At 35.7% G+C, this 12,112-nt stretch carries 16 protein-coding genes and 1 tRNA gene; 4 read left to right on the top strand and 13 right to left on the bottom strand.

Going from position 1 to position 12,112, the window contains the following annotated elements; genetic code table 11:
- Positions 1-154 precede the first annotated feature (154 nt).
- Positions 155-382: a hypothetical protein gene (locus EKQ63_RS08085; RefSeq protein ID WP_143880946.1), complete on the bottom strand. Its 228-nt coding sequence runs from the start codon at positions 380-382 to the stop codon at positions 155-157.
- 434 nt (positions 383-816) lie between these two features.
- Between EKQ63_RS08085 and EKQ63_RS08075 the strand changes: the two genes are divergently transcribed.
- Both EKQ63_RS08075 and EKQ63_RS08070 read left to right on the top strand, forming a co-directional pair.
- The gene (locus tag EKQ63_RS08075) at positions 817-1,032 is read left to right on the top strand and encodes a hypothetical protein (protein ID WP_049111720.1); all 216 of its coding nucleotides are present in this window, start codon (positions 817-819) and stop codon (positions 1,030-1,032) included.
- A gap of 178 nt (positions 1,033-1,210) precedes the next feature.
- A tRNA-Val gene (locus EKQ63_RS08070) sits at positions 1,211-1,283 on the top strand.
- A gap of 434 nt (positions 1,284-1,717) precedes the next feature.
- On the opposite strand, the gene EKQ63_RS08065 is transcribed toward EKQ63_RS08070, so the two are convergent.
- The 12 genes from EKQ63_RS08065 to EKQ63_RS08010 all read right to left on the bottom strand — a co-directional run bounded on the left by EKQ63_RS08065 (position 1,718) and on the right by EKQ63_RS08010 (position 6,908).
- Positions 1,718-1,906 (bottom strand): hypothetical protein, encoded by a 189-nt coding sequence (locus tag EKQ63_RS08065; protein WP_087994544.1) that lies wholly within the window; start codon positions 1,904-1,906, stop codon positions 1,718-1,720.
- A 50-nt stretch (positions 1,907-1,956) separates the two neighbouring features.
- Positions 1,957-2,205: a DUF4176 domain-containing protein gene (locus EKQ63_RS08060; RefSeq protein ID WP_071727897.1), complete on the bottom strand. Its 249-nt coding sequence runs from the start codon at positions 2,203-2,205 to the stop codon at positions 1,957-1,959.
- Positions 2,206-2,376: 171 nt separating this feature from the next.
- Entirely contained in the window at positions 2,377-2,571 is a 195-nt protein-coding gene (locus EKQ63_RS08055; RefSeq protein WP_077316981.1) for a hypothetical protein, read from the bottom strand.
- Positions 2,572-2,573: 2 nt separating this feature from the next.
- Positions 2,574-3,452 carry a WXG100 family type VII secretion target gene (locus EKQ63_RS08050; protein WP_087994545.1) on the bottom strand — a complete coding sequence of 293 codons (879 nt, stop codon included), beginning with the start codon at positions 3,450-3,452 and terminating at the stop codon, positions 2,574-2,576.
- A gap of 155 nt (positions 3,453-3,607) precedes the next feature.
- Positions 3,608-4,021, bottom strand: a complete 414-nt coding sequence (locus EKQ63_RS08045; protein ID WP_223290782.1) for a hypothetical protein — start codon at positions 4,019-4,021, stop codon at positions 3,608-3,610.
- Between the two features lie 444 nt (positions 4,022-4,465).
- Positions 4,466-4,654 (bottom strand): hypothetical protein, encoded by a 189-nt coding sequence (locus EKQ63_RS08040; RefSeq protein WP_000516413.1) that lies wholly within the window; start codon positions 4,652-4,654, stop codon positions 4,466-4,468.
- A gap of 38 nt (positions 4,655-4,692) precedes the next feature.
- On the bottom strand, positions 4,693-4,941 hold the full coding sequence (locus tag EKQ63_RS08035; RefSeq protein WP_087994546.1) for a DUF4176 domain-containing protein: 249 nt from the start codon (positions 4,939-4,941) through the stop codon (positions 4,693-4,695).
- Entirely contained in the window at positions 4,942-5,139 is a 198-nt protein-coding gene (locus EKQ63_RS08030) for a hypothetical protein (protein ID WP_001255351.1), read from the bottom strand.
- Between the two features lie 13 nt (positions 5,140-5,152).
- Positions 5,153-5,869 (bottom strand): WXG100 family type VII secretion target, encoded by a 717-nt coding sequence (locus tag EKQ63_RS08025; protein ID WP_254918721.1) that lies wholly within the window; start codon positions 5,867-5,869, stop codon positions 5,153-5,155.
- 238 nt (positions 5,870-6,107) lie between these two features.
- Positions 6,108-6,290 (bottom strand): DUF3976 domain-containing protein, encoded by a 183-nt coding sequence (locus tag EKQ63_RS08020; protein ID WP_001178300.1) that lies wholly within the window; start codon positions 6,288-6,290, stop codon positions 6,108-6,110.
- A 28-nt stretch (positions 6,291-6,318) separates the two neighbouring features.
- On the bottom strand, positions 6,319-6,696 hold the full coding sequence (locus tag EKQ63_RS08015; RefSeq protein WP_001109901.1) for a hypothetical protein: 378 nt from the start codon (positions 6,694-6,696) through the stop codon (positions 6,319-6,321).
- 2 nt (positions 6,697-6,698) lie between these two features.
- Entirely contained in the window at positions 6,699-6,908 is a 210-nt protein-coding gene (locus EKQ63_RS08010; protein ID WP_000428510.1) for a helix-turn-helix transcriptional regulator, read from the bottom strand.
- Between the two features lie 826 nt (positions 6,909-7,734).
- On the opposite strand from EKQ63_RS08010, the gene odhA reads away from it, so the two are divergent.
- Both odhA and odhB read left to right on the top strand, forming a co-directional pair.
- A complete protein-coding gene (gene odhA, locus EKQ63_RS08005) occupies positions 7,735-10,602 on the top strand; it encodes a 2-oxoglutarate dehydrogenase E1 component (protein ID WP_087951714.1) in 2,868 nt (955 codons plus the stop codon).
- A 133-nt stretch (positions 10,603-10,735) separates the two neighbouring features.
- Positions 10,736-11,995, top strand: a complete 1,260-nt coding sequence (gene odhB / locus EKQ63_RS08000) for a 2-oxoglutarate dehydrogenase complex dihydrolipoyllysine-residue succinyltransferase (protein WP_000569898.1) — start codon at positions 10,736-10,738, stop codon at positions 11,993-11,995.
- The last annotated feature ends 117 nt before the right edge of the window (positions 11,996-12,112 follow it).

The following is a 12,112-nucleotide window of genomic DNA, read 5'->3' as shown; positions in this document are numbered from 1 at the left end:
TGACTCTCCCTTTTCACTATACTCTCACAGTTTAAAAATTGAATCTACCAATCTACATGTAATTTGTATTAAATTGGAAGAACATTTACTGTTTTTTACTATATCATACTTTTACGATGAAGAACATAAATATACAATAAAAAATAAGAAAGAATTATTCTTTCTTATCCTTCTCATCAATCAATGAATCAATTAAATTTTGACTAGCTTCCTCAGGTGTAATCTCATCTGTCATCCCCATAAACGACCAACCTTTAGAATCGACCCACTCAACAAACTCTTGTAAAAACTCATCATGTGTAACATCCACATCAAGAATCGAACCATTAATCAAAATCGTTCTATTTCTAGATACGCGCATCTTGAACATTCTCCTTACCATTGCAATAATTCTCCCTCTACTTCTGAATATTTATAAAGTGAAACTTTAATCAGTGGGGGGGCTTCATTCCCCACTGATTATTAGTTGAACCAATCGGGCTTTTACGGGCAGTTGATCTCCCACCTAAATTCTTTGCTTTCGCTGAATTTTGAGCGGGGATCTTACTGCCCGTTAATGCGGGGTAAAATAATCTTGTATCTCTGTTATACATGATTTTAAGTAAATTGTAAAAAGGATATATTGGCCAATTTGGATATTGAAACTGAAAATCTATCATCCTGCAAAAATATGAAACGATATGCAAATGATCATAAATTACTAAATACATTCACATAAAAATAAAACAACTTACATTGTATCACACCAAATACAAATGACTTTCGTACAATAGAATGGAATATACTAGAAGAAAACTTATAATGAGGAGGAACTCCATGGCGCGTTGTACGTATTGTAAAACGAAGTGGAAAGTAAAAGATGTGTGGTCGATACTCGTGACATTTGAAAAGGATTGCCCGTATTGTTTTGGAAGGCAGTATCTATCTAATGACACCTTTCATCATGCTAATGCCGCTCTACCTCTATTATTCCTATGTCCTTTACTTGTTGATTTAAACGATGAAAACCCTTTGGATAAATATCTTAAATAATACGACCGCTACATCCTACTAAGTTTTTTCTCATTATTATCCCTTCAGATACTACTCGCATAATTGCATATGATTTCCCTTTTAAAACTTACTGAAAAAATATCGCTAAATTTCAGTTAATTATATATAATTGCTTTAGCATAAAGATTGAAGAGGCTGTTACATACGCACTTTTGAAGATCCCGTAGCTCAGCAGGGAGAGCGCCACCTTGACAGGGTGGAGGTCGTGAGTTCGAGCCTCTCCGGGGTCATAAAACCTAATAGTATCAAGGCTTGAGAAGGTATTCTCAAAAGCTAAAACTGTGGGGTCTCCATCAGACACTACAAGTTAACAGAGGACTAATTCTAGTCAGCAAACCAGCTGGCTCAGGGGGCGTCCTCTTTTTTGTTTCCATAAAACTGAGAAAGGACTGAAAAGAAAATGCTACTTAAGTTTGTATAGTAATTAAAATTATAGTTTTTACACTCATTGAAATCAGTGAGATAACTCTTAAGACTACTATTTATTTAACCAGATCGCCAGTTCACCTACAGTACTCCCCTTCAGATATCCTAATTTAACGATACTCTACTTAGTAATTCTATAAAAAAAATAAAGCAAGGATTTCTCCCTGCTTCTGTTAGCTTCTTTTATTGAGATAATTAACCACCAATATTCTTATCTGCCATTCTATACAATTTATATCTATTCTGCCCTCTTCTTTTTTCGATTTCTAAATATAACCTCTAACACTACTACTGTGGTGAATCCTACAGTTAGCTGTAAACCTGTAAACAGCAGTTTATCATTTAGAGGAATATCAGGTGCACTCCACAGTAGTACCGGAGGGATAAGTATACCTATAATTACAAGAGTTCTCATTATCTTACCCATTTTGTTTCTCCTATCGTGTTTTTAAAATCTATATGTATTTTTAAACTAATCTACAATTCGACTAATTTCTCACGTAGAACTAATTCACTTTCAGTCATATACCCTCTATGCATTTCCTCTACAATCTTATTATGATTAAAACACAATACTTTTTCATCACCTAAATAGCCCACTGGGTAAGGGACGCCCACATAATCAAAATCACGTTTATCTGCTGATACAACCATTCTTCCAATGATCATAATAATCGGTTCTACTTCTTCTAGTTTTACTACTGTTCCTATTGGTAAAAGTTTCATATATATTCTCCTTTTCATTGTTATAAAAACCAATCAAATATTATTAAAATCTACAAGTTAAAGTACCCTCAAAATCACAAATAATTCCTCTGTACTTGTGACCATAGGTATCCCCTATCATAATACACAGAGCATACTTACAATAATTGAATTCTTCCTTGTTTAAGTAAACTACTTATCTCTATTTTTTTTAAATTTATTAGTTATGTATTCTAATAAGTTCGTTGTACCAAAAGACAAAAGAGCTAGCAATATTATAAAAGCAATTAACGCTAATTTTTTCCCCCACCCATAAGGAGCAAATAAACTAAATATAAGTAAAGCTGAAAATCCAAAAATTTTTATAACTCTTGCTTGTTTAAACATAATTACTCTTGTCCTTCCTTAACAAATTTACCAAACAAACCACCACCAACTTTTCCACCACCGACATACGCACCAGTTTCTTGGCCAGCATGAAGCTTATAACCAAATGTTCCTAATCCTAATTCTCCACGTACTTCAAAATCATATTCACCTATTATTGGGATAAAGTCTGGGATATCAATTTTTGTTGATAATTCATATTTTTGAACCGTTAACTCTGCATCATCTTTTAAGGTGTAATCCTCAATTCCAAAAGCTACAGAACCATCTAGGAATTTTTGCGTTGCCTTCATCTCCTGATCGAATATAGCACTAGTTGTAATGGTATTCTCTAGACCTGTAACACCTGCTTTTCCTCCAATAATGTTGCCTGTAAACAAGTCTTCCTTTATGGTATCAAAGGAATAAGGAGCATTTACATCAATCTCCCCATGTCCTGCCTTAAACATGAATTGAGTGTTTTCTGAAATATCAAACTTTCCTGTTACTAAATCCCCCTCCGCTTTCCCGCCAAGGCGGCCATCTTCTTTCCATTCAGCTGAACCTATAAAAAACTCAGTTTGACCATTTACGCGGTCTTGTAGATACAATGACCCCACAGAACTAGCAACCTCCATATTATCAGTTTCTTCAAATTTTTTTGCGGTTGCAAGTAGAAACTTCTCAAGCGGCTCTAATATGGTTATAAATTGTGCCATTTTAAATGATGAATCACGGAAATCCGTATTAAATTTCATATAGGTTGAGCCCAACCAATTACTAGAAATCATATCAATATCTCGTTTTAGTCGCTCCTGTGTTGCAGTTGCATTCGTGATAGTTGATCTAATAGTCCCTGCCACTTTTCGCAACTGTTCAGGAGTAACTTTTATATTCCCCATAGCCATTCCCCTTTTAAATATTTATATAGGATATTTTACCATATAAAATTAATTTTACAGAATAATATTTTTTATACTCTTAAAAATCCGAAAACTCCCTACCCCTAGCCTTATCTTTCTAGGTAAAACTAAAGAGGTAGCTTTGAATTGCTGCCTCACGAGACACAACCATCCAGTGTGATCTGTTGGAGGAATCTCAATTCAGCATCTTCCTCTATCCTACCTGCTCGGTATTCTATCTCACTTACCTCAGTAACATTAATCCCCTCGAGGTAGACTAACTTATCAAACAGATTACTAAATATGTGTAACACATCGTTTTGAACTTGCTGGATATCTTCCTCAGGTGTTACTTTTCTATATTGTGCCTGTTTATAGACTTCTCCCTCAGGTTTAAACTTATAAGCAACAGCTACTTTAATATATTTGTTCATATTAGTGTTCTCTCTTTTATATTCCAGCTCACTAATCTCCTTAACAGTTACATCTAGCACTTCTCCCTCTGAAGTGTGCCTATCAACTGTTTCCTGTTTAGTATCTCTATGGAACGGCGCTACAACAACTTTCATCCTCTATCATCTGCTATAATCATGAAAGATTGTTGATAGAGATTCTGTGTTCGAGCCTCTCCGGGGGCATAAAACCTAATAGTATCAAGGCTTGATAGGGTATTCTCACAAGCTAAACTTGTGGTGATCTCTATCAGACACCATAAGTAGTCCTCTTTTTTGTTTCCATAAAACTAAGAAAGGGCTGAAAAGAAAATGCTACTTAAGTTTGTATAGTAATTAAAATTATAGTTTTTACACTCATTGAAATCAGTGAGATAACTCTTAAGACTACTGTTTCTTTAACTCAGATCCCTATCCCCCTCAGATATCCTAATTTAACGATACTCTACTTAATAATTCTATACAAAAATAAAGCAAGGATTTCTCCCTGCTTCTGTTAATTTCTTTTATTGAGAAGATTAGCTACCAATATTTTCATCTGTCATTCTATACAATTTATATCTATTTTGCCCTCTTCTTTTTTCGATTTCTAAATATTACCTCTAATACTACTACTGCGATGAATCCTACAGTTAGTTGTAAACCTGTAAACAGAAGTTTAACATTTAGAGGGATATCAGGTGCACTCCACAGTAACGCTGGAGGAATAAGAATACCAATGATTACAATAATTCTCATTATCTTCCCCATTTTGTTTCTCCTATCATATCTTTAAGATTTACGTTTTTTTACAATTCTACTAATTTCTCACGTAGGACCAATTCACTCTCAGTCATATACCCTCTATGCATTTCCTCTACAATTTTATCATGATTAAAACATAATACTTTTTCATCACCTAGATAGCTCACTGGATAAGGAACACCTATATAATCGAACTCACGCTTATCCGCTGAAGTAACCATTCTTCCAATAATCATCACAAATTGTTCTATATCTTCTAGCTTCACAACTGTTCCAATCGGTAAAAGTTTCATTTATTTATTCCCCCTTTTTTTATTGACTTTTTCCATAAGATTTATAACAAATGAGTTCCACACTAGAGAAAATCCAGTAAATATAAGAACAGCCAGCGAAATAACAATTTTATCTTTCCACGTTTCTCCATTTATCATAGCTAGTGTAATTAATAGTACCGCTGCAATACATATTACTACTTGTGTGACTCTACGCATTTTAACCCCATCCTCACTCTTCCTTCTTAAATTTAAATGAGAATCCTCCACCATAACCATTAGGTGCTGTTGCGGAAAATCCTGATTCTTCACCTGCACGGATTTTATAACCATATCCACCCAGTATGATTTCACCTTTAACATCTATATCATAGTCACCTAATACAGGGATATAATCAGGTATCTTAATCTTCGTAATTTCCGCTTCGTATACTTGCAAAGCTATCATGTTTTCACTTTTAAAAGAAAATCCCTCAATCCCCTGTACATAAGAAGCTACTCCTTGTTTGCTAGTAAGAGTTAATTCCTCTCCAAAACCTTTAGAAGAATTATATTTATAAGCTATCGTCTCTTCTGCAACAGCACCTTCTATTTTTACCCCTATAATATTTCGTTGTAAAACATCTTCTTTAGCAGCCTCGACCGTATATGGTATGTTGAATTCTGCTGAACCGTTTAATGCTTTAAAGGTAAAGTTTGCATTATCAAATAACTCATGTTCGGCATTTATCACAGTTCCACTACCTTTAAGTGACACTCTACCATCACCAAAATTCGCGTCCATACTACCTTTTAAATATTCTACATTTTTTTGGGACTTCGCCTTCGCAATCATATAATTCATTTGATCTGCTTCGCGGAATTTCTTGGCAGAGTGTTTGAGTTCTTCTGAAATTTCATCCAATAGATTATTAACTTCAAAAATCCTTGGTTTCGCTTCGTTAAACATTTGATAGAAATTCTGACTGGTGGCACTTGTTCTCGTTTGTTACATATTATATAAGTAGTACTAGCTACAAGTAATAGAAATATTAATAAAAAGAAGATAGTTTTTTTATTCATATAATATGCTCTCTATCTATCATTTTATTAAATTATATAATATCTACTATATGCAACAAATGGATTTAGTGGGAATTTTAGGATTTTATAACAAAAAGAAAAACCTTACTCAAGTAAGGTTCATTCTATAGTGACTGATTTATTAAAACGATCATTACGATAATCGCTATAAACATAACAACTAAACAGCCGATCATTTTATAAAAGCCTCGTTTCGTTAACGTCCCACCTTGCACGTCTTTCCGAATAAATAAGAATACGGCTAAAAATAATACAAGTCCAATGCCAAAAGCATACATCATTTGCATATGTTAATCTTCCTTTCTCTTTTCCATCTTAATATCTTTTTGCCAAAACAACAAACGAGATAAAGACGGTACTCATCGTGAGTGCCATAAGTATGTTCAATAGTTCAGTAGCAGATAGTGTAAGTATTTTTAAGTTTAAGCCGATAGAGAAAAGAAGATAATATGCTGTTAATGCAAAAAAGGTCACGAACATTCCTTTATAACGAATGAGTTTCATTCGTTCGTCTTTTTCTTTAAATTGTGGGTGCAGGTAACTTAGGCAAAAACTCATAATCATCATCCCAAGCAATGGATACGTTATAGCCGGCGGTGCAGAATGCGTCATTATACCTGTTAATATCATAAATCCACTCATAAATAGAAAAATAATCCCCATAATTACGAAGTACTTTTGTGAATAGTTCATCTTTACTCCTCCCCTTCTTTTCCTTCATAAATAAATACATGTTCTATCGTTGTCTGAAATGTTTTTGCTATTTCAAATGCTAACGGAAGTGACGGATCGTATTTTCCTTTTTCAATTGAAATGATGGTTTGTCTGGAAACGCCAAGTTTCTCAGCCAATTTTTCTTGAGATAGTCCAAATTTTTTTCGGTATTCGACCATTTTATTTTCCAAGGAATTTTCTCCCTCCTCCCTTATACCGAGTATATACGTAAAGCAAACTTTACGTCAAGCTTCCTTTACATTCATTTTAATTATTATTCACGCTATTTATATAGAAGAAACTTTTTGAATTTCAGTACGTCTATTTTGTAATGAAACATGGAACAATGTAAATAACTGTTACTATATCTCCACCTCTCTTTTTTTAAAATTTAATATCTCCATATTTGTTTTATCCTTTTAAAATATTTCATTTCTCTCTTTATTCCACGAAATGCGTTATTGATTTTACGGTGTTTTTCGTCATATTTATAGAAACTAACTGTTTATGAAGCATTTTTTATGTTTAGCAACTTTTTTTGTAGAAATCCTTCACTTTCCTTTCAATATTTAACACTATCTAAATAAAGTTTACGCTAAATTCATAATTTTTTATTTTTTATACTATATTCCGTTATATTGTTGTATAATATCAATGAAAGCGCTTATTATTTCAATATACATAATTCGAACTTATTTTTATCGAAACATTCTAACTATTATACTTATATTTACATGCAACAATTTTAGTTATTCGTATAGGTATACCAAATATATCCACCCTATTTTTCTGTAAAATTACTTTATAACATGAAAGATTAACTTGGGTGATAAGTTATTGTGAATGTTTTTTTACAAAACAGATAAGTAATAGTGTTTGGTATTATGTAAATTATTGTAATAACATAAGAGTAAAGAAAAACATTTACATTGATTATTGGTTCATCAATTATTGAAAAGAGCAAAATGCACCTTTTTGTATGGAAAAAGGATTATATGCATTGGGAGGTTTAAACAAATGACGAGGAAGAATACAACGACAAACCCTTGGGCCAAGTTCCACGGTCCGAACCTTGGTTATGTTATTGAACAGTATGATCTTTACGTAACTGGAGCAGGTTCTGTTGATCCGGAATTACAAGAGCTTTTTGAAATTTTTGGAGCTCCTTCGTTTCAAGATGATGTCGTAACAGGGGACAACACAGCAACACATTTTTCTCCTCAAAACACAGGTAACATTGAAAAGATTCTTAAAGTCGTTCAGCTTGTTGAACAGATTCGTTCTTTCGGGCATACGTTGGCTCACATCAATCCGATGGAGGATGCTGCAAATGGACAATCTCTTCTTGAGAAAGCAATGAACGAACTGAGCGATGCTGATTTGAAAGCGATTCCAGCTAAAACAGTATGGCAAGATGCACCAGAAGGTATTCACACTGCACTTGATGTAATTCATAGATTAAAAGAAGTGTATACACAATCTTTAGCTTATGAATTTTCTCATATACAAGATAGTGAAGAACGCGCGTGGTTGCATCAAATGGTGGAATCAAATTCATTGCGTCAACCACTATCAAATAAAAAACGAACTGCTCTTTTAAAACGTTTAACAGCTGTTGAAGGTTTCGAGCAATTCTTGCATAAAACATTCGTTGGGCAAAAGCGTTTCTCTATCGAGGGCGTTGATATGCTTGTACCTGTTCTAGATGAAATTGTGCTAGAAGGTGCCAAGAACGGCGTAGAAGATGTCATGATTGGTATGGCTCACCGCGGTCGTCTAAGCGTACTTGCACACGTATTAGAAAAACCATATAGTCACATGTTTGCTGAGTTCAAACATGCAAAAATAGAAGGCGCAGTAGCAAATTCTGGCTGGACTGGCGACGTGAAATACCATTTAGGTAGAGAACAAGTCGTTAGTAACGAGGAAGTTAGCACTCGCGTTACATTAGCAAATAATCCAAGTCACCTTGAGTTCGTTAACCCTGTTGTAGAAGGTTTCGCACGTGCGGCTCAAGAAAACCGTAAAAAATCTGGTCTTCCAGAACAAGATACTTCAAAATCATTCGTAATTTTAGTTCACGGTGATGCTGCATTCCCTGGTCAAGGTATTGTATCTGAGACACTCAACTTAAGCAGATTGAACGCGTACCAAACAGGCGGAACAATTCATGTTATCGCAAACAATGCAGTTGGTTTTACAACTGATAGCTATGATTCTCGTTCTACGAAATATTCAAGTGACCTTGCAAAAGGTTTCGATATTCCGATTGTTCACGTGAACGCTGATGATCCGGAAGCTTGTCTTGCTGCTGCTAACCTTGCGATTCAATATCGCATGTTGTTCAAAAAAGATTTCTTAATCGATTTAATTGGTTACCGCCGCTACGGTCATAACGAAATGGATGACCCAGCAGTTACACAACCACAAGTGTACAAAAAGATTAAAAATCACCCAACTGTAAGAGCAATTTATGCAGACCAATTACAAGCTGCTGGTGTTCTAAATGCAGATGAAATTGAAACAATTACACAGTTTATACAAGAGCAATTAAAATCTGACTATGCACAAGTACCGCCAGCTGATACGAGCGATGCAACAATTCACGTTAAAGTGCCAGATGTTGTTGCAAAAGGCATTCAGCCAATCGATACTGGTGTTGGGCTTGATTCACTTCGTGCAATTAATGAAGGTCTATTATCTTGGCCAGAAGGATTTAACGTATATCCGAAGGTGAAGAAAATTCTTGAGCGCCGTAAAGATGCTCTTGAAGAGAACGGTAAAATTGAATGGGCACTTGCTGAGTCATTAGCATTCGCTTCTATTTTACAAGAAGGTACGCCAATTCGTTTAACTGGTCAAGATTCACAGCGTGGTACATTCGCGCATCGTCACATCGTATTACACGATACTGATACAAATGAAACATATTCACCATTACATCGCTTACCAAACATCAACGCTTCATTCTCTGTTCATAACAGTCCGTTATCAGAAGCTGCTGTTGTTGGTTACGAGTATGGTTATAACGTATTCGCTCCAGAAACGCTTGTTATGTGGGAAGCGCAATATGGTGACTTCTCAAATACTGCGCAAGCATTATTTGATCAATATGTTTCAGCTGGAAGAGCAAAATGGGGTCAAAAATCTGGTTTAGTTCTTCTATTACCACACGGTTATGAAGGTCAAGGACCAGAGCACTCTAGTGCACGTCCAGAGCGATTCTTACAGTTAGCTGCTGAGAACAACTGGACAGTTGCAAACTTAACGAGCGCGGCACAATACTTCCATATTTTACGTCGTCAAGCATCTATCTTAGGAACAGAAGCTGTTCGACCATTAGTACTGATGACGCCGAAGAGTTTATTACGTCACCCACTTACGCTTTCAACTGCTAGTCAGTTAAGCGAAGGACGTTTCCAACCTGCTTTAGAACAAGAAAACCTTGGTACAAAACCAAACAAAGTAAAACGTCTTGTTTTAAGTACAGGTAAAATGGCGATTGACTTAGCAGCAGAAATCGAGTCTGGTAAGCATGAGTACAACTTAGATGAAATTCATATCGTTCGTATTGAACAGTTGTACCCATTCCCTGCTGAGAAAGTTCAATCTATTATTAAACGCTTTAAAAACTTAGAAGAAATTATTTGGGTTCAGGAAGAGCCTCGTAATATGGGCGCATGGCATTACATGGCTCCAATTCTGTTCGAACTAGCTGGAGATAAAGTGAAAACAGGTTACATCGGACGTCCAGACCGCTCTAGCCCATCTGGCGGCGATCCATTCGCTCACAAAGCTGAGCAAGAACTAATTGTTGCACACGCTTTAGATGTAAAGTATAACTTCCGTCAAGATAAACTAGAAATTGAAGTTTTCAGCAACTAAAAAGTAACAATGAAGATTTCTAGCTTGTTCCTTGGGCAGATATTCTGCCCAAGGTCAGGCTAACAAATGGAGATTACCGAAGACAAAAGAAGAAAAAACACACCGTTAGGCAAATAAGGGGAGGACATTTAAAATGATCGAAATTAAAGTACCTGAGCTTGCAGAATCTATTACTGAAGGAACTATCTCACAATGGCTTATCAACGTAGGCGACAAAGTTGAGAAAGGTGGCAGCGTTGTTGAGCTTGAAACTGATAAAGTCAATGTAGAAATCATTGCAGAAGATTCAGGTATTGTATCGAAGTTACTAGGCGAACCTGGGGATACAGTTGAAGTTGGCGCAACTATCGCAATTTTAGATGCAAACGGAGCACCAGTTGCAGTAAGTACACCTGCACCGGCTGCTGAGCAACCAAAACAAGAAACAGCTGAAGCACCAAAAGCTGCGGCACCAAGTGCTGAACAAACTGCAACTCTACAAGGTTTACCAAATACAAACCGTCCTATCGCATCACCAGCTGCTAGAAAAATGGCTCGTGAATTAGGAATCGACTTAAACGACGTACGTAGCACAGATCCACTTGGACGTGTGAGACCACACGATGTACAAGCTCATGCTGCAGCACCAAAAGAAGCACCAGCTGCTCCAAAAAGTCCAGCTCCTGCTCCAGTTGCAAAAACTGAATTCGAAAAACCAGTTGAGCGCGTGAAAATGTCCCGCCGCCGTCAAACAATTGCAAAACGTCTTGTAGAAGTTCAACAAACATCTGCAATGTTAACAACATTTAACGAAGTTGATATGACTGCAATCATGGAATTACGTAAAGAGCGTAAAGATGCTTTCGAGAAAAAACATGATGTACGTCTTGGTTTCATGTCATTCTTCACAAAAGCAGTTGTTGCAGCATTAAAACAATTCCCATTATTAAATGCTGAAATTCAAGGTGACGAGCTTATCATTAAAAAATTCTATGATATCGGTATTGCAGTAGCAGCTCCAGATGGATTAGTTGTTCCAGTTGTACGCGATGCGAACCAATTAAACTTCGCTGAAATCGAAAGCGAAATTCGTGAATTAGGTAAAAAAGCACGTGACAACAAACTTTCATTAAAAGAACTACAAGGTGGTACATTTACAATTACAAACGGTGGTGTGTTCGGTTCTCTAATGTCAACACCGATCCTAAACAGTCCACAAGTTGGTATTTTAGGAATGCACAAAATCCAAGTACGTCCAGTTGCAATTGATAACGAGCGTATGGAAAACCGTCCAATGATGTACATCGCTTTATCTTACGATCACCGTATTGTTGATGGTAAAGAAGCAGTTAGCTTCCTTGTTGCTGTTAAAGATATGCTTGAAGATCCAAAATCATTATTATTAGAAGGTTGATAGATTAATAATCTATTATATAAAGGCTGTAGAATAATCATTCTACAGCCTTTTTTGCGTTCATATGGGACAAATCGCATGACATAAGCTAATAATGTATGCCTATAACGTAAGGAG

The sequence above is a fragment of the Bacillus sp. BD59S genome (assembly GCF_007363175.1).
Lineage (GTDB): Bacteria > Bacillota > Bacilli > Bacillales > Bacillaceae_G > Bacillus_A > Bacillus_A pacificus.
This window is presented reverse-complemented; position numbering and strand designations above follow the sequence as displayed.